The sequence below is a fragment of the Micromonospora sp. CNZ280 genome, assembly GCF_011759515.1.
On the sequence record NZ_JAAOYP010000002.1, the window covers coordinates 633,205 to 649,453 of the forward strand.

The window sequence follows — 16,249 nt, forward strand, 5'->3', positions numbered from 1 at the left end:
CCGTCGTCAACGCTTTACGTGACGCGTATCTTTGCGGGTAGGTTTCCACCAGCCGACCAGGGTTCTCGTGATGCTCAAGAGCCGGATGACGCGGCACGACGGACGCGCTCCAGAGGAGATCCGTCGGCGCAACCTCGGTGCACTGCTCCGCCACGTGCACCTGCACGGCCCGCTGTCCCGCGCCACGCTCGGCACGCGGACCGGGCTGAACCGCAGCACGATCATGGCGCTCACCGCGGACCTGGCGGCGGCGGGTCTGGTCCACGAGTCCGGGTTGTCGTCGACCGGTCGGGCCGGCCGGCCGTCGGTGGTGGTCCGGCCGGCGTCCGACCGGGTCCACGTCCTCGCCTTCGACGTGGCGGTGGACCGGTTGACCGCGGCGCGGGTGGGGTTGGGCGGCACCATCATCGAGCGGCGCGACGCCGTCCGCGCCCGGGCCGGGGCCGACCTGGACGTCGTCGTCGGGGTGCTGGCCGAACTCGGCCGCGAGTTGCGCGACGAAACACCGCCGGACTCGGCGTGCGTCGGGGTCGGGGCGTCCTACTGCGGGATGATCCGGCCCTCCGACGGGATGGTCCGGTTCGGACCGGACATGGGCTGGGTGGATCAGGCCTTCGGCACCGAACTCGGCCGCCGCCTCGGCCTCGACCTGCCCGTGCTGGTCGGTAACGAGGCCCACCTGGGCGCCATGGCGGAACACCAGCGCGGGGCCGGGGTCGGCATCCGCAACCTGATCTACCTGCACGGGGACGTCGGCGTCGGGGGCGGGATCATCGTCGACGGTGAACTGCTCGACGGCGACGCCGGGTACGGTGCCGAACTCGGGCACATGATGGTGAACCCGTACGACGGGCGGCCCTGCGGGTGCGGCTCGCGCGGCTGCCTGGAGGCCGAGGTCGGCGAACGTGCCCTGCTCGACGCGTCCGGCCGGCCGGTGGAGTCGATCGGCCGCGACGCGGTACGGGCGGTGGTCGACGCCGCCGACCACGGCGATCCGGCGGCGCGGGACGCGCTGCGGCGGATCGGCGACTGGCTGGGCATCGGCGTGGCGAACCTGATCAACCTGTTCAATCCCGGCCTGGTCGTCTTCGGCGGCATGCTGCGCGACGTGTACCGCGGGTCGGCCGCCCAGGTCCGCGCGCGGATCGGGGAGAACGTGCTGCCGGTCTCCCGGGAGCGGGTGCGGCTCTCCGTCTCGGCCCTGGGCGACGACGCGACGCTGGTCGGCGCGGCGGAGCTGGCCTTCGCCGCGCTGCTGGCCGATCCACTGGCCGGGGTCCGGCCCGGCTCCTCCCCCACCACCGCACATCCCGCCGGCTAGCCGGGCGAGGCGGCCGGGCAGCGGCGCGACGCTCCCGGGCACCCGATGCGCGGTTGCCGGGCGACGCCGGTCATGATCGGTGGATCGGCCTGTGCCGGGTCGACCCCCACCGGCGGCACGTCGACGGCCCCGGCGTCGTCCCGGGCCACCGCGACCCGCGGCACTACGTCCGCCTGCCGGCCCGCGGCCTGCGCCCTGCTCGGCCCCGGGCCGGCGGAGCTGGAGTCGTGGGGCGACGAGCCCGCCGTGCTGGCCGGCTACCGGCAGGCCGGCCTCGTCGACATCGAGCGGGTCGACGGCTGGGAGCTGGTGCTACCGGCGAGCCGGCCGGCCGCCGCCGACCTGGACGCCTGACCCCGCCGCGTCGTCGCGCGCCTCCCCGACGGGCTGCGGCCAGACCGCGTCGACGGGTAGGCCGGGGGGCGAGCCGGAGCACGGCAGATCACCCGCTGATCATGGAACCTGAACCGAACTTCAGCTCAACCCTCCGGGCGGGGTGGCGTCGCCCACCGGGCCGCTGGCCGACCACCGGACGGGAAGGCAGTGCGCTGCCTCGGCGTCATCGTAGTGACGCCGAGGCAGCACGCTTTCCGGGCAGCACGCCGATCCGTGACGGTGCGCCGGCCTGGCGCGGACGTCAGGTGTCGCGGCCCGGCGCACCGTCAGCGGTCAGCACGATGCGGCGGGTGGCGCGGCCGTCGGCCTGCCGCGTCCAGGCCTCGGCCGCCTCGGCGAGCGGTGTGCTGGTGTAGTCGAGGACCAGTCGGCCGGCGGCGGCGTGGTCGGCGACCGTCCGCAGCGCCCGCGCCTTCTGCTCGCTGGTCAGCTCGTTGTTGGTGTAGCCGAGGATCCGCAGCGACCGGCTGCGCAGGGTCGCCGAGTCGAACGGGGCCTGCTCCCCCGCCGAACCGCCCAGGTTGACCAGCCGGCCGTGGGCGGCGAGGGTACGCAGCGCCGCGGCGGCCGGCACCCCGAACAGGGGGTCGAGCGCGACGTCCACCGGCCCGTCGCACGCCTCGGTGAGCCGCGCCGCGAGCGACGCCACGTCGTCGCCCTCGCCGAGCGCGACCACGGCGTCGGCGCCCAGCCGGCGGGCCCGTTCCTGGGCGGCGGCGGAGCGGCAGGCGGCGACGACGCGGCGGGCGCCGTGCAGCCGCGCTACCTGTATCGCGACCTGCCCGACCACGCCGCCGGCGCCGAGCACCAGCACCTGCTCGCCCGGGCGCAGCTCAGCACGCCAGGTCAGCGCCATCCAGGCGGCGACGGCCGAGAGGCCGAGGGCGGCGACGAGGGTGTGGTCGACGTCGTCGGGCAGCGGCACCACGTCGGCCGCCGGGACGACGCAGTAGTCGGCCATGCTGCCATCGCCGGGACTCATCCCGGCAGTGGTGGCGAACCAGACCGGGGTGCCGTCGTCCAGCCGGCCCACCCCCTGCACGCCGGGCACGTACGGCACGGCCGGCGCCCCGAAGTACGAGGTGCCGGTCCCGCACAGCACGTCGAGCGGGGTGATGGGGGCGGCGGCGACCGCCACCCGCAGCTGACCGTCGGCGGGCCGAGGCGGCTCCCGGCGTACCACGACGGGCGGTCGGCCGCACTCGGTGATGACCGCGGCGCGCATCAGGTGGCGATGTCCGGGTAGGGCAGCGAGAAGTGCGCGAGCCGGCGCGCGTACTCCTTCTGGAAGCCCAGCGGCTCGGTGTGGTCGCGTTCGAACAGAGCGATGAACAGTGTCAGCGTCAGGAACGGGTGCGCGCCCAGGGCGAACAGCCGCACGTAGTCGTGCCCGGCGAGCGCCTCGCGTTCCTCGTCGGTGAAGCGCAACCAGGTGCTGGCCTCCGGGACGTGGCAGTTGAGGATCTGGTTGGCCCGCTCGGCCTCCCACCAGGTCACCGTGCCGTGCGGGTCGTCGCGGTAGCGCTCCACCAGTTCGGGGTCGCGGTCGACGGTGTAGAGGAACTTGTTCAGCAGGTACTTGCTCATGCCGCCGGCGCTCCCTTCGGGTACCAGGTGAAGTAGGCCTCCATGGTGTGGAACAGGTCGAGGGTGTCCACGTAGTCGGCCTTCGCGCCCTCGCCGGCGACGCCCATCATCAGCATGAAGTCCATGAAGCCGTGGGTGGCGTTGCCGGGGGCGTGCAGGCTGTCCAGGGTGACCTCGGAGAGGCAGCCTTCCAGGTCGCCGCTGGCGATCCACTCCACCGCCCTGCGGTCGAACTCCGGGTCCGGGCCGTGCTCGCCGAACTGACGCGGCCCGCCCAGTTCCAGTGACAGGTGCCCGGTGCCGATGACCGCGACCCGCTGGTCGCTCGGCCAGGACTCGATCAGCTCCCGGATGGTCCTGCCCAGCTGCACGAAGCGCTTCGGCTGCGGCAGCGGCGGGGCGAAGATGTTGGTGTAGACCGGCACGATCGGCAGGTCGGCCTCCGGCCGCAGGGTGATGATCGGGCAGGTGATGCTGTGGTCGATCCGCAGCTCGTTGCTGAACGCCAGGTCGAAGCCGGCGTCCAGGCCCTCCCGCAGCAGGTAGCCGGACAGGTCCTCCTGGCCCTTGAGCAGCATCCGGGGCAGGCCGAACTCGCGTTCCTCGTTGTACCAGTTCGCGTCGTAGAACGGCGCCTTGCCGATCAGGAACTGCGGCATGTTGTCCAGCCAGAGCTGGTGGAAGTGGTCGGAGCCGACCATGACGAGCACGTCCGGCTTGGCCCGGGTCAGCGTCTCGCGGAAGGCGGTGATCTTGCGTACCCACTCGTCCGCGAAGGCGGGCCGGTCCTCGCCCTGCGCGGTGCTGGCCCGGTAGTAGAAGGGGTGGTGGGTCGAGGCGATGACCGCGGCCAGTTCGGCCATGACGGCTCCTCTCAGGCGGGATCGGGGGTGTAGGTGGCGTTGCGGTCGACGGTCAGGTAGACGTCCATGCCGATCGGGTTGCGGCGTTCCTCGGCCAGGTGCCCGAGCAGGCCGGCGGCGCGGGCCAGCAGCGCGAACCCACGCAGCAGGTCTACCGGCAGCCCCAGGTCGGCGAGCGCGGCGCCGCAGACCCCGGCGCCGTTGAGCGGTAGGGTACGGCCCAGCACCCGCGGGTGGACCCGGCCGATGGCCTCGAACAGCCGCAGGTGCGGCCCGCGCAGCTTCTCCTCGTCGGCGATGCGGATGAGCACCGGCGTACGCGGGTCCTGGACCTTGTGCACCGGGTGACCCAGGCCGGGCACGAACCGGCGCTCGGCGCGCGCCGCGCCGACGGCGGTCAGCGCCAGGGCGTCCCAGCCGGCGTCGTCGGTGGGCAGCGGCCCGTCCACGCCGGCCAGGGTGTCGGCGAGGAAGCGCCCGCAGTCCTCGGTGACGCCCAGGAAGCGGGAGCCGCCGCCGAGCAGCCCGGCGGCCAGTGCCCCCTGCAGGGATTCCGGGGCGCTGAGGTAGGTCAGCCGGGCGGCGATGGCGGTCGGGGTGAAGCCGTGGTCGGCCAGCGCGACCAGCACCGCCTCGAAGACCCGTACCTCGGACGGGGTGGGGCGGCGCCGCGCGACGAGCCAGAACGCGAGCTCGCCGAAGCCGACCCGACCCATCAGGTCGGCGGCGAGGTCCTGGCCGAGCAGGCGGATGCGGTCCGCGTCGGAGGTGCCGATCGACGTCGGGAAGGTGGTCACTGGTCCTCCTGCTCCTCGGACAGCCACTTGCGGATCTCGGCGCCGTGTTCGTCGAGGCCCGGCGGCGGTAGCTGGTAGCGCGGCGGGGTCGCCGAGAAGCTGATCGGGTGGCGCACGCTCGGCACGGCGCGGTCGCCGTCGCCGACGCTGACCACCGGTTCCAGGCCGAGTTCGTCGGCCAGCGCCACGCCGCCGTCGATCGTGTTGATCGGGGCGCACGGCACCCCGGCGGCGATCAGCGCCCGGAACCAGTCGTCCTTCGACCGGGTGCGCAGCCGCTCGACCAGCAGCGGGCGCAACTGTTCGCGGTTGGCGGTGCGGTCCTGGTTGCGCCCGAACCGGGGGTCGTCGACCAGTTCGGGAACGTCGAGCACCGCGCACAGCTTGGCGAACTGGCTGTCGTTGCCGGCGATGACGATGAGTTCGCCGTCGGCGGTGGGCAGCGGCTCGTACGGGAACAGACTCGGGTGGGCGTTGCCCATCCGGTAGGGCACCACTCCCCCGGCCACGTACGCGCTGCTGTGGTTGACCAGGCCGGACAGTGCCGACGACAGCAGGTTCACCTCGACGTGCTGCCCCCGGCCGGAGGCGCCGCGGTGGTGCAGCGCGGCGAGGATGCCGATGGTGGCGTGCATCCCGGTCATCACGTCGAACACCGAGATGCCGGCCCGGTAGGGCGAGCCGTCCGGGTCCCCGGTCAGGCTCATCAGGCCCGAGATGGCCTGCACCATCAGGTCGTAGCCGGGTAGCGCGGCACCCGGGCCGGTGCCGAAGCCGCTGATCGAGGCGTAGACGACGCCCGGGTTGCCGGCCGCCACGGACGCGTAGTCCAGCTCGAACCGGCGCAGCCCGCCCGGCTTGAAGTTCTCGATGAGCACGTCGGCCCGGGCGGCGAGCCGCTGGGCCACCGCCAGGTCGTCCGGGGCGCGCAGGTCCAGGGCGATCGACCGCTTGTTGCGGTTGATGCCGAGGTAGTACGTCGAGACGTCGTCGCGTACCGGCGGCATCCAGGTGCGGGTGTCGTCGCCGGCCGGGCTTTCCACCTTGACCACCTCGGCACCGAGATCGGCGAGGAGCATGGTGGCGTACGGCCCGGCCAGGATGCGCGAGAAGTCGGCGACCAGTAGGCCGGCCAACGGGCCGCTCGCTCGGCTCGGATTCCTGCCGTCGTTCCGCTCCGGCGTTGCCACATGCACTCCTGACCGTCATGCGGACATCCGTCCGCAGGACCGAGTATCGGAGCCGCGTCGAGCCGCTGTCAACCGGATGTCCGCCGGAACAGCCCGGTAACACGCCGGGTCGTGCGGGAGGCGTACGGATGGTGCACGAACTCCCCGGAGACGTCTTGACACCCACCTGGCCGCGCCAGAGACTTGCGCCAACCTAGGGGCTGTCCGTTATACGGACTACTGTCCGCCGCCCCGGAGACGTGGGGAGTTGACTGCAATGAGCGCAAGCGAACCCGGCTCGGCGGGCCCGAGCCCGGAGCATGGCCGTCCGGTCCTGTTCCGCGACGCACTGGTCCTCACCATGGACGACGCGCACCGGGTGCTGCCCGGCGCCGATGTCCTGGTGGTGGGCGAACGCATCGCCGAGATCGGCGTCGGGCTGACCGCCCCCGAGGGCGCCGTCGAGATCGACGCGTCCGGCGGCATCCTCATGCCGGGCATGATCGACACGCACCGGCACATGTGGCAGACCGCGATGCGCGGCTACGGCGCGGACTGGACGCTCACCCAGTACTTCGTCTGGTACTACCTGGAGTCCGGCCGGCTCTTCCGGCCCGAGGACGTCTACGCCGGCAACCTGCTCGCCGCCATCGAGGCCATCGACGCCGGGGTCACCACGACGGTGGACTGGTCGCACGGCCTGCAGACCACCCAGCACGCCGACGCCGCGGTGGACGCCCTGCGAGAGGTGCCCGGCCGGTTCGTGCTGGCCTACGGCAACATCCAGCAGGGCCCGTGGGAGTGGGCGACCAGTCCGGAGTTCCGCGACTTCGTCGACCGCCGGTTCCACAGCCGCGACGACATGCTCGGCTTCCAGATGGCCTTCGACGTCACCGGCGACCCGAACTTCCCGGAGAAGGCGGCGTTCGAGGTCGCCCGCGAACTCGACGTCCCGGTCACCACCCACGCCGGGGTCTGGGGCGCCACCGACGACGACGGCATCCGGCTGATGCACGAGCACGGTTTCATGACCCCGTCCACCGTGTACGTGCACGCCGCGACGTTGACCGCCGACTCGTACCACCGCATCGCCGCCACCGGCGGCTCGGTGTCGGTGTCCACCGAGAGCGAGCAGAGCGCCGGCCAGGGGTATCCGCCCACCTGGCAGCTGTGCCACCACGACATCCCGGTGTCGCTGTCGATGGACACCAGCGTCTGGTGGAGCGGCGACCTGTTCTCCGCGATGCGCACCACGCTCGGCGCCGACCGCTCCCGCGAGCACCTGGAGGCGCACACCCGCCAGGACACCGTCACCCACTGCCGGCTCCGCGCCGAGCAGGTGGTGGACTGGGCCACCCGAGGCGGCAGCCGGGCGCTCGGCCTGGACGGCGTGGTGGGCAGCCTCGAGCCGGGCAAGAAGGCCGACCTCGTCCTGATCAAGAACGACCGGTCGCCGGTGATGTTCCCGATCCTCAACCCCTACGGTCACGTCGCGTTCCAGGCGCAACGGGGTGACGTGCACACCGTCGTGGTGAACGGGCGCGTGGTCAAGCACGACCACCGCCTGGTCGGCGTCGACCTCGCCAAGGCCCGGCACAGCGTGGAGCGGACGGTCGAGTACCTGATCGGCGAGTTGGGCGAGGAGGCGTGGCTCAAGGGCATGAACCCGGACATCCCGGAGACCAAGATCCAGGACAACCCCTACACGTACACCGAGTGGGACGCCGGCGCGGCACGGTGGAAGCACTGACGGGCCGGGGCCGTTGGCCCGCCGTCACGACTCCCTAGTCGGTCTCCGGACGTACGTCCGCCAGACGGGCCGCAACCGATCGGCGGGCGCCGGCCGGGCCGACCCTCGGGTTCCGGCCGGCGCGGCGGCCCGCCGTCTTCAGGACGCGGAGAGCGCCGGGACGCGCGGGATCGCGTCATAGAGCGCGAAGTCCGCGCTGATGTCGCTCGCGGTCTGCAGGAGCAGCGGCAGGTACTCCTCGGCCAGCGTCTCCACCGGGGTCTCGGCGGCGTGCACCGTGACGTTCAGGGCGGCGATCACCTTGCCAGCGCCGTCGCGCAGCGGTGCGGCCACCGAGCGGATGCCGGCGGCGAGTTCCTGGTCGGTCAGCGACCAGCCCTTCGCCCGCACATCCCGCAGCGTCCGGTCCAGTTCCGCGCGGTCGAACGTCCGGCGGGGCTCCACTCCGGACCGGCTCGGCTCGGCCAGCCGCCGGTCGAGGTCGTCCGGCTCCAACCCGGCCAGCAGCACCTTGCCCAGTGACGTCTGCGGGGCGGGGAAACGGGTGCCGATGCTCACCGCCAGGGCGATGATCTTGGGCACCGCGACCCGGGCGACGTAGACGATGTCGGAGCCGTCCAGCTGGGCGATCGAGGACGACTCGCCGGTACGGGCGACCAGCCGTTCCATGTGCGGGCGGGCCACGTCCCACAGCCCCATCGCCTGCACGTAGGTCAGGCCGAGTTCGAGCACCCGGGTGGTCAGCGCGAAGCCGCCGGTGAGCGCGCGGACGTACCCCAACGCCTCCAGGGTCAGCAGGATCCGGCGCGCGGTCGGGCGGGCCAGGCCGGTCGCGGCCGCCACCTCGCTCAGCGTCATCACCGGCTTGGGCGGCTGGAACGCCTTGATGACGTCGAACCCGCGGGCGACCGCCTCGATGAAGTTGGGGTCGTCGTCACGACGGGGCATCTGCGGCTCCTGCTGCTCGGCGGACACGGCGAGGGTGCGGCGCGGCGCCCGCCGGAGCGGCGTCGCGTCGCCCTGAGCGTAGCCGGGCGGACCCGTGTCCGCAGGACGGACCATCGGTCAAATCCGCGTTACCAGACGATCAAAATTCGACTCTTGACACTGCACCGGCCAGGGCCCATCGTTACGCCAGCGACCGCCCGACCGCTGTACGGACACTCGTCCGTCACGCGTAGGTCGGGGATCGCCGACCCGATGCACCCGGCACCGCACGACCCGGCGTCCGGCAGCCCGCCCCCGCGGGCCGCCGGTCCGGCCGGTCGTCCCGGAGCACCCGCCCACCGGGACCACCGGCCACGCCCACCCGGAACCCTCACCGCGGGACGACGCGCAGTCCCCGCGACCCGGAAGGGGAGACATGACTGAGACACTCCAGGAGCCGACCGAGCCCCCGGTCGCCCGACCCACCGCCACGCTGACCCCGGTCGCGGTCGCCCTCGGCTTCGCGGTGCTCTGCGCCTCGTACATGCTCAACGCGATGGACCGGCAGATCTTCTACCCGCTGCTGCCGGAGATCCGGCAGGAGTTCGGGTTCTCCCTGGAACAGGGTGGCCTGCTGGCGACCGGCTTCACCCTCGGGCTGGCCCTGGCCGGGCTGCCGGCCGGCTACCTGGTCGACCGGTTGTCCCGCAAGACGATCATCCTGATCAGCGTGCTGGTGTACTCGCTCGGCACGCTGGCGATCCCGCTCGCCGCCGGCTTCGCCGACATGAGCGCGTACCGGCTGGTCTCCGGCATCGGCGAGGGGGTGCAGGCCACGGCGCTCTACGCCGTGATCGGCGCCTTCTTCTTCCACCGCCGCGCCGTCGCCGCCGGCGTCGTCGGGGTCGCCTTCGGCGCCGGCATCTTCCTCGGCCCGCTGCTCGGCACGCAGATCGCCACCGCGTGGGGTGACTGGCGCGGGCCGTTCTTCGTCTTCGCGGCGGCCGGCCTGCTGATGTGCCTGCTCATCGCGGCGACCGTCGACAAGCGGATGACCGAGGCCGTCACCGGCGCCGAGGCCGGGACGGTGGGCAGCTTCGACCACGTGCCGGCAAGCCCGTACAACCGGAACACCCTGGGGCTCGGCATCGCCTGCGCGGTGTCCGGGCTGGTGTTCTACGGCTTCCTCGGCCTCTACCCCACGTTCCTGCGCGAAGAGCTCGGGTTCAGCGCCGGCCAGGCCGCGCTGGCCGTGTCCTTCTCCGGCTTCGGGGCGATGATGGCCCTGCCCGCCGGCTGGCTGGGCGACCGGGTCAGCCAGCGCAACCTGCTCGCCGTCGCCTTCGTCGCCACGTCGGTCGTCGCGTTCTTCACCTACCAGGTGGCGACCTCGACGCCGGCCCAGTACGCGCTCGCCTTCCTGATGGGCACGTTCGCCAGCGGCTTCCTCTTCACCAACTGCACCACCGCCATGCAGCGCGCGGTACGTCCCGTACACGTCGGGCGGGGCGCGGGCCTGTTCATGCTCTCCTACTACGTGGCCGCCGCCTTCTCCGGGCTGCTCTTCGCCCGGCTGGTCGCCGGACTCGGCTGGTCCGGCGCCGGGCTGTGGCAGCTGACCGTGCTGCCGGCGGTCGGTCTGGTCGGCCTCGCCCTGGTCGACACCGGCAGGATGGTCGTCCCCCGGCGCGCCGCGAAGTAGTCCCGCCGGGGCACCGCCAACGGACGCGGGCCGCCGTGATCGTCGCGCGACGACGACCACGGCGGCCGAACCACCACGCCCGGCACCGCCGTGGTGCGATCGGGCGGCGGGCCGACGGCGACAGATCGGCAAGTGCTACCAGCAGGCGATCAGGGCGCGTCAGCTGCGGTGCCTGGCGAACATCGACCCGGTGCTCTGCGCGGAGCGGGCCCTCGGCGTACGGCCGGGTGTGCGGCCGGTCGCGAGCCACCCGGTGGTCAAATGTTGCGGGTCAGGAGGTCATGGACGTCTGAGCGGGATCCTCGCTTCGTCGCGGCGCCGAGACTGGAAGCCCGCGGACCGCCCGGACGTTGGTTCCGGGTATGAGGATCAGCGAAGCCTCCCGAGCCAGCGGGGCGAGTGCCAGGTCGTTGCGGTACTACGAGGACGAGGGCCTGATCGTCCCTGGTCGGTGCGGCAACGGGTACCGTGACTATTGCCGGTCCACCATCGACCGGGTCCTGGTCATCCGCTCACTGCTGGAGTCTGGGCTGCCGGTGCGGTTGATCAGGGATGTCCTGCCCGGTCTCGCTGCCGAACCCGACGCCGCCGTGGGTGCGATGGGTGCGGAGTTCCTGCAGGAGGTGCGGAGGTATCGCGATCGGCTTGCCGCACGCATCGCCAGTCTGAGCGATCAGCAGGCGGCTCTCGACAGTTACCTGCGCGACGCTGGCCGGGCTGGCCGATGACCGCGACTTGACCTTGACGTCAGTGTGAGGCTTCTACGGTCGGACGCATGGAGATCGACGAGCAGCGGAACGCCGACGGGCAGTCGGTACGGGCACTGGTACAGCGATCCCGCCGGGGGCCGAAGGACCTGATCCTCACGACCGATCAGCGTCGTCCCGTCCCCGGACCCGGCGAGTACCTGATCCGAGTGGGCGTCGCCGGCGTCAACTTCGCGGACGTCATGCAGAGCTGTGGCACCTACGGAGGAGGCCCCCAGGCACCCTACGTGGCGGGCTTCGAAGCCGCCGGCGAGATCGTGGGTGTCGGCCCGGACATCAGGAGCCCGCTCCGACTCGGCACGCGCGTCGTCGGCACCGGACCCGGTGCCTTCGCGCAGTACATGACGATGCCGGCCGCAGGGGTACTCCCTGTCCCTTCCGGCTGGACCGACGCCGAGGCTCTCGGCCTGGTGCTGAACTGGGCAACCGCACTGGCGGCACTGAAGCCGCTCGGCGAGATCAAGACGGGTGACGTGGTGCTCGTTCATGCCGCAGCCGGAGGCGTGGGACAGGCCGCTGTCCGCCTCGCCCGCCACTACGGCGCGCGGGTGATCGCCACGGCGTCACCGGACAAGCACGCCACTGTCAAGGCGCTCGGCGCCGACGAGGTCCTGGACAGCCGCCGCCCCGATCTGGCCGAGGAGATCACCCGCCGGACCGGCGGTGTGGACCTGGTCCTGGAGTCGGTGGGACGCGCCACGTTCAAAGCCAGCCTGTCGGTCACCAGACCCTTCACCGGACGCGTCGTCGTGTTCGGTGCCGCTTCCGGCGACGCCAGCCTCAGCACGCACGACCTGGTGTTCACCCACCAGGTCCAGGTCAAGGGTCTGCACATCGGCGCCCTGGCGGCCGTGGCCCCGTCCATCTACCGGGGATTGCTCGCCGAGATCGAGGCACTCATCGCCCAAGGCGTGTACCCGCCAGGTACCCCTCAGGTTCATCCGCTGGCCGAGGGGCCGGCGGTGCTGCAGCGACTCGAAGCCGGTCAGACCCGCGGCAAGCACGCCCTCGACCCCTGGCGCTAGGAACCCTGGCTCACCACGACGCCCCGCTGTCCCCCCGGAAGGTCGGCCGCATGGTCCACCACCGACCCCGCGTGCGGCAGGAGGTCAACCGCCAAGTCCGGCGACCGCGCTGGCGTGGTGAACGCCCTGCCCTCGTACAGCTAGGCTGCGGTCATGCGCTCGTGGGACGACTCGCGTCGGGCCTTCGCCGACGCCGCCGGGTGGTTCGTCCGCACCGCCGCCCTCGTCGGCGACCGGTGGGAGGGGCCCGGCCTGGGTGAATGGGACGTACGCGCTCTGGTCGGCCACACCAGCCGTTCGCTGCTGACGGTCGAGGAGTACCTGGCCCGTCCCGCCGCCGCCGTCGAGGTCGGCTCCGCCGCCGACTACTACCGGGCGATACGAGCCGTGGCCGCCGGTCCGGGGGTCGTCGAGCGCGGACGGGCCGCCGGGGTGGCGTTGGGCGCCGATCCCGCGACCGCCGTGGCGGAGATCGCCGCGCGGGTGCTCGCGACCGTCGACGCGCAGGACGGCGACGCGCTCGTCACGACGATCGCGGGTGGCATGCGGCTCGCCGACTACCTGCCCACCCGGGCGTTCGAACTCGCCGTGCACACCGCCGACCTCGCCACCGCGCTCGGGCTACCGGTGGACGTCCCGGCGACCGCCGCGACGCAGGCGCTGCGGGTGGTCGTCGACCTCGCCGTCACCGACGGCGTCGCCGGGCCGCTGCTGCTCGCCACCACCGGCCGGCGGGGCCTGCCGGCGGGCTTCTCGGTGCTCTGAGCCCGGAGCCACCCGGCGGGCCCGGCCGCCGGGCTACTTCACCTTGCGGGTCGACCGGGCCACGATGCTGTCGTACTCGGGATGCTTGCCCAGCCATCCGCTGAGGAACGGACAGATGGGCACCACGGTCCGGCCCTTGGCCCGGGCGTCGTCCATCACCGCGCGGGCCAGGGTCGATCCGACCCCCTGGCCCTCGAGCGCCGCGTCGACCTCGGTGTGGGTATAGGCGATGATGGAGCCGGTCAACTGGTAGGTGACCACGCCGGCCAGCGCCCCGGTCTCGTCCCGGGCCTCGAAACGCTCCTGCTCCGGCACGTCTGTCACGGTGAACCGCATGCTGCCATCCAACCACGGCCGGCCGGGGCGGGCGTTCGACGTGGTGGCCGTCGGCGGCCGGCCGCGCCGGCCCGGCTCGTCGCCGCGCGCTCGCGGTCGACCACCCACGCCCGCCGCCCGCCGACGCGGTCGGGCCGCCGGGGGCGCGCCCCGACGGCCCGACCGTGGGTCAGTGGATGACGACCGGCGTCTTCGCCTCGTCGCCCGGCCCCCCGTCGAGCGGCTGCGACGGCTCCCGCCGGCGCGGCAGGAACGCCACCGCGCCGAACGTGAGCAGCACCAGCACGAACGCGACGGTGAAGGTGGTGGCGAAGGAACTGGCCGCGAAGTCGAGGCCGCGCTCGATCAGCGACGGGTCGACCGGGGACTGCTGGGCCAGCTCCGGCTGCTGCTGGACACCGATGGCGAGGCCCGCCTCGGTCAGCGGTTTGCCGTCCGGGCCGGTGGCCCCCGGAATCACCCGGGAGCCGTTCAGCTCGTTGGTGAGGATCACGGACATCACCGCCGCGCCGACCGACCCGCCGATCTGCTGCAGGATGTTGACCAGCGTGGAGCCGCGGGCCACCTCGCTGGCGTGCAGGGTCTTCAGCGCCGAGGTCATGATCGGCATCATCGTGCCGCCCATGCCCAGGCCCATCACGAACAGCGACCCGCAGAGCAGCCAGTACGAGGTGTGCGGGTCGACCTGGGTGAAGGTGAAGAACCCGGCGGCGATGAGCGCCAGCGCGAACGGCACCGTACGCCCGACGGGCACCCGGTCGGCCAGCGTGCCGGCGATGGGCATCGTCACCATCGCGCCGATGCCCTGCGGCGCCATCAACAGGCCGGCGGCCAGGGTCGACTCGCCGCGGATCTGCAGGAAGTAGCTCGGGAACAGCAGGCCGGCGCCCATGAACGCGATGATGAAGACGAACAGCGCCACCGTCGCGACGGTCAGGTTGCGGTTGGCGAACAGCCGCAGGTCGAGCAGCGGGTGCTCGGGCTTGAACGAGTAGCGCACGAACGCGATCACGAGCGCGCCGCCGACAAGCATGGGCGCCCACACCTCGGTGTCGGCGAAGGTGCCGGCCTCGGGCAGCGTGGAGACGCCGTAGAGGAACAGCGCGAGACCCGGCGAGAGCATCAGCATGCCGACGAAGTCGAAGGACTCGGACGGCTCGGGGGCGTCCTTCGGCAGCGCCAGCTGGGCGTAGATCAGGCCGATGACGCCGATCGGCAGGTTGATCAGGAAGATCCAGTGCCAGCTCGCCGTGTCGATGAGCCAGCCGCCGAGGATCGGGCCGCCGATCGGGCCGAGCAGCATCGGGATGCCGAGGACGGCCATCAGCCGGCCGATCCGGTGCGGTCCGGCCGCCCGGGTCATGATCGTCATGCCCAGCGGCATCAACATGCCGCCACCGAGGCCCTGGAGCACGCGGTAGCCGATCAGCTCGCCGATCGTGTCGGCGGTGGCGCACATCCCCGACCCGATCGTGAACAGCGCCAACGCGATCATGTAGAGCCGTTTGGTGCCGAAGCGGTCGGCCGCCCAGCCGCTGAGCGGGATCACCGTGGCCAGCGCGAGGGTGTAGGCGGTCATCGTCCAGGCGACCTGGGCGTAGGTCGCGTCGAACTCGCGCTGGAAGGTCGGCAGGGCGACGCTGACGACCGTCACGTCGAGGATCGACATGATCGCGCCGAGCACGACCACGCCGGCCACCTTGAGAACCGCGGCGTCGAGCTTGTCCGAGGTCGCCATGGGTTGCTGTGTCACGAAGTCTCCTGAATCCCCGTTGAGGCCGGCGGCGGCCGGCCGAGCGCCGGGCCGGTGCGGCGCGAGCGCTGTGACGTACGGAGCGATGTCCGGCAGGCAGACTAACGAGCGGCACCGACAAACGGCTTCCGAGTTTCCGGCGGTCGAGGCCGACGTCACTCCCGCCCCGGCCCACCGAACGGCCGAGGGCAGGACGACCACCAACCGGCCCGCGCGGCCCGCCGACCCCGCTGACCCGCCTGGTCGGCGGCTGAGCAGCGACGCGACGCCGACCCACGACGTTCACTCGGCGGCGCGGGCCGGGCGCGGCGCCGCCGACCGGCCGGTGACCAAGGTCACGGCAGGCCGGTGGACGCCGCTCCGACCGGGACCGGCGCAACCCCGCGCAAGCGGTCCCCCACCGCGGGGCGGCGGACCGCTCGCGGCGTCAGCGCAGCGAGGCGTACGCGAGCGGCAGCGGGGTGGGTTGGCCGCTCCAGGTACCGGTCAGCGCGGCGCCGCCCGGTGCCGTGCCCCCGCCGAGGCGGCGGAGGACGGCGAGTTCGACGGTGTCGGTGAGGATGACGGTCGGGTCGCCGGGCACGACGTCCCGCACCGTCCCGACGGCGGGCACCGCGGCCGGTCGGGCGCCGCTCGTGCCGATCGCCATGCTCGCCTCGCGCGGCTCCCGGCGGCCGTCGACCTCGAAGTACTCCTCGGCCTGACCGGTGCCGGCGAGGACGGCGTCGGCCAGCGCCGCGGCGTAGACCGGGTCGCCGGCCGCGTCGTACACCCAGCGCGGGCCGAGCACCGAGTGGTCGGCGGTGCCGACGAGCCAGCGCTCGGCGCCGTCCAGCGGCGCCCCGCGGTAGGTGAGCGGCACCTGGTGGACCGGGCCGTTCCCCGCCCGCACCAGCATCGTCTCGATGCCGACCGCACCGGCCGGGTCGTCGAACCGGTAGCCGGCCACGCGTTCCAGGTCCGCGCCGGCGTCCCCCTGGAACCAGTCGCGTCCCGGCAGCCATAGCGCCAGCAGTTCCAGCTTCGAGGGGCGCAGTGTCGCCCGGTGCAGCAACGCCATGCGCGAGATCGTAGCCGCCGGCCGGGCGTGG

General features: G+C 72.7%; 16 protein-coding genes. 7 read left to right on the forward strand and 9 right to left on the reverse strand.

Annotated elements, in window-relative coordinates:
- The first annotated feature begins 70 nt into the window (after positions 1 to 70).
- Both FHX32_RS17910 and FHX32_RS17915 read left to right on the forward strand, forming a co-directional pair.
- Positions 71 to 1,321, forward strand: coding sequence for an ROK family protein (locus FHX32_RS17910; protein WP_167184183.1), 1,251 nt, complete (start codon positions 71 to 73; stop codon positions 1,319 to 1,321).
- Between the two features lie 72 nt (positions 1,322 to 1,393).
- Positions 1,394 to 1,675 carry a hypothetical protein gene (locus FHX32_RS17915; protein ID WP_167184185.1) on the forward strand — a complete coding sequence of 94 codons (282 nt, stop codon included), beginning with the start codon at positions 1,394 to 1,396 and terminating at the stop codon, positions 1,673 to 1,675.
- 283 nt (positions 1,676 to 1,958) lie between these two features.
- Here the strand turns inward: FHX32_RS17915 and FHX32_RS17920 are convergent, their stop codons facing one another.
- From FHX32_RS17920 to FHX32_RS17940, 5 genes are read right to left on the reverse strand one after another with little or no spacing between them, the layout of a single operon-like run.
- The gene (locus FHX32_RS17920; RefSeq protein WP_167184187.1) at positions 1,959 to 2,942 is read right to left on the reverse strand and encodes a zinc-binding dehydrogenase; all 984 of its coding nucleotides are present in this window, start codon (positions 2,940 to 2,942) and stop codon (positions 1,959 to 1,961) included.
- Positions 2,942 to 3,304 carry a hypothetical protein gene (locus FHX32_RS17925; RefSeq protein WP_167184189.1) on the reverse strand — a complete coding sequence of 121 codons (363 nt, stop codon included), beginning with the start codon at positions 3,302 to 3,304 and terminating at the stop codon, positions 2,942 to 2,944. Before FHX32_RS17925 ends, FHX32_RS17920 begins: the two co-directional genes overlap by 1 nt.
- Positions 3,301 to 4,167 (reverse strand): DODA-type extradiol aromatic ring-opening family dioxygenase, encoded by an 867-nt coding sequence (locus FHX32_RS17930; protein WP_167184192.1) that lies wholly within the window; start codon positions 4,165 to 4,167, stop codon positions 3,301 to 3,303. The genes FHX32_RS17925 and FHX32_RS17930 overlap by 4 nt, the downstream gene beginning before the upstream one ends.
- An 11-nt stretch (positions 4,168 to 4,178) precedes the next feature.
- Entirely contained in the window at positions 4,179 to 4,964 is a 786-nt protein-coding gene (locus tag FHX32_RS17935) for a citryl-CoA lyase (protein ID WP_167184195.1), read from the reverse strand.
- Positions 4,961 to 6,100, reverse strand: coding sequence for a CaiB/BaiF CoA transferase family protein (locus tag FHX32_RS17940; protein ID WP_208418845.1), 1,140 nt, complete (start codon positions 6,098 to 6,100; stop codon positions 4,961 to 4,963). Before FHX32_RS17940 ends, FHX32_RS17935 begins: the two co-directional genes overlap by 4 nt.
- A 310-nt stretch (positions 6,101 to 6,410) precedes the next feature.
- Here FHX32_RS17940 and FHX32_RS17945 point away from each other — a divergent pair, with 310 nt between their 5' ends.
- A complete protein-coding gene (locus tag FHX32_RS17945; protein WP_167184201.1) occupies positions 6,411 to 7,883 on the forward strand; it encodes an amidohydrolase family protein in 1,473 nt (490 codons plus the stop codon).
- A 138-nt stretch (positions 7,884 to 8,021) separates the two neighbouring features.
- Here the strand turns inward: FHX32_RS17945 and FHX32_RS17950 are convergent, their stop codons facing one another.
- Positions 8,022 to 8,831, reverse strand: a complete 810-nt coding sequence (locus FHX32_RS17950; protein WP_167184205.1) for an IclR family transcriptional regulator domain-containing protein — start codon at positions 8,829 to 8,831, stop codon at positions 8,022 to 8,024.
- A 415-nt stretch (positions 8,832 to 9,246) separates the two neighbouring features.
- Between FHX32_RS17950 and FHX32_RS17955 the strand changes: the two genes are divergently transcribed.
- The 4 genes from FHX32_RS17955 to FHX32_RS17970 all read left to right on the forward strand — a co-directional run bounded on the left by FHX32_RS17955 (position 9,247) and on the right by FHX32_RS17970 (position 13,069).
- On the forward strand, positions 9,247 to 10,512 hold the full coding sequence (locus FHX32_RS17955; protein ID WP_167184208.1) for an MFS transporter: 1,266 nt from the start codon (positions 9,247 to 9,249) through the stop codon (positions 10,510 to 10,512).
- 362 nt (positions 10,513 to 10,874) lie between these two features.
- On the forward strand, positions 10,875 to 11,240 hold the full coding sequence (locus tag FHX32_RS17960) for a MerR family transcriptional regulator (RefSeq protein WP_167184211.1): 366 nt from the start codon (positions 10,875 to 10,877) through the stop codon (positions 11,238 to 11,240).
- Positions 11,241 to 11,287: 47 nt separating this feature from the next.
- Complete coding sequence (locus tag FHX32_RS17965) at positions 11,288 to 12,304, forward strand: NADPH:quinone oxidoreductase family protein (RefSeq protein ID WP_167184244.1); 1,017 nt, start codon at positions 11,288 to 11,290, stop codon at positions 12,302 to 12,304.
- A 153-nt stretch (positions 12,305 to 12,457) separates the two neighbouring features.
- Complete coding sequence (locus tag FHX32_RS17970; RefSeq protein ID WP_167184247.1) at positions 12,458 to 13,069, forward strand: maleylpyruvate isomerase N-terminal domain-containing protein; 612 nt, start codon at positions 12,458 to 12,460, stop codon at positions 13,067 to 13,069.
- Between the two features lie 33 nt (positions 13,070 to 13,102).
- Here the strand turns inward: FHX32_RS17970 and FHX32_RS17975 are convergent, their stop codons facing one another.
- The 3 genes from FHX32_RS17975 to FHX32_RS17985 all read right to left on the reverse strand — a co-directional run bounded on the left by FHX32_RS17975 (position 13,103) and on the right by FHX32_RS17985 (position 16,218).
- Positions 13,103 to 13,405 (reverse strand): GNAT family N-acetyltransferase, encoded by a 303-nt coding sequence (locus tag FHX32_RS17975; RefSeq protein WP_167184250.1) that lies wholly within the window; start codon positions 13,403 to 13,405, stop codon positions 13,103 to 13,105.
- 169 nt (positions 13,406 to 13,574) lie between these two features.
- Complete coding sequence (locus FHX32_RS17980; protein ID WP_167186103.1) at positions 13,575 to 15,143, reverse strand: DHA2 family efflux MFS transporter permease subunit; 1,569 nt, start codon at positions 15,141 to 15,143, stop codon at positions 13,575 to 13,577.
- Between the two features lie 442 nt (positions 15,144 to 15,585).
- Positions 15,586 to 16,218, reverse strand: coding sequence for a CG0192-related protein (locus tag FHX32_RS17985; protein WP_167184253.1), 633 nt, complete (start codon positions 16,216 to 16,218; stop codon positions 15,586 to 15,588).
- Between the last annotated feature and the right edge of the window lie 31 nt (positions 16,219 to 16,249).

What these genes read in the sequence shown, in the direction of transcription:
- FHX32_RS17910 (WP_167184183.1), top strand. Translation starts at nt 71, where the DNA reads ATGCTCAAGAGCCGGATGACGCGGCACGACGGACGCGCTCCAGAGGAG.
- FHX32_RS17915 (WP_167184185.1), top strand. Translation starts at nt 1,394, where the DNA reads ATGATCGGTGGATCGGCCTGTGCCGGGTCGACCCCCACCGGCGGCACG.
- FHX32_RS17920 (WP_167184187.1), bottom strand. Translation starts at nt 2,942, where the DNA reads ATGCGCGCCGCGGTCATCACCGAGTGCGGCCGACCGCCCGTCGTGGTA.
- FHX32_RS17925 (WP_167184189.1), bottom strand. Translation starts at nt 3,304, where the DNA reads ATGAGCAAGTACCTGCTGAACAAGTTCCTCTACACCGTCGACCGCGAC.
- FHX32_RS17930 (WP_167184192.1), bottom strand. Translation starts at nt 4,167, where the DNA reads ATGGCCGAACTGGCCGCGGTCATCGCCTCGACCCACCACCCCTTCTAC.
- FHX32_RS17945 (WP_167184201.1), top strand. Translation starts at nt 6,411, where the DNA reads ATGAGCGCAAGCGAACCCGGCTCGGCGGGCCCGAGCCCGGAGCATGGC.
- FHX32_RS17950 (WP_167184205.1), bottom strand. Translation starts at nt 8,831, where the DNA reads ATGCCCCGTCGTGACGACGACCCCAACTTCATCGAGGCGGTCGCCCGC.
- FHX32_RS17955 (WP_167184208.1), top strand. Translation starts at nt 9,247, where the DNA reads ATGACTGAGACACTCCAGGAGCCGACCGAGCCCCCGGTCGCCCGACCC.
- FHX32_RS17960 (WP_167184211.1), top strand. Translation starts at nt 10,875, where the DNA reads ATGAGGATCAGCGAAGCCTCCCGAGCCAGCGGGGCGAGTGCCAGGTCG.
- FHX32_RS17965 (WP_167184244.1), top strand. Translation starts at nt 11,288, where the DNA reads ATGGAGATCGACGAGCAGCGGAACGCCGACGGGCAGTCGGTACGGGCA.
- FHX32_RS17970 (WP_167184247.1), top strand. Translation starts at nt 12,458, where the DNA reads ATGCGCTCGTGGGACGACTCGCGTCGGGCCTTCGCCGACGCCGCCGGG.
- FHX32_RS17975 (WP_167184250.1), bottom strand. Translation starts at nt 13,405, where the DNA reads ATGCGGTTCACCGTGACAGACGTGCCGGAGCAGGAGCGTTTCGAGGCC.
- FHX32_RS17980 (WP_167186103.1), bottom strand. Translation starts at nt 15,143, where the DNA reads ATGGCGACCTCGGACAAGCTCGACGCCGCGGTTCTCAAGGTGGCCGGC.
- FHX32_RS17985 (WP_167184253.1), bottom strand. Translation starts at nt 16,218, where the DNA reads ATGGCGTTGCTGCACCGGGCGACACTGCGCCCCTCGAAGCTGGAACTG.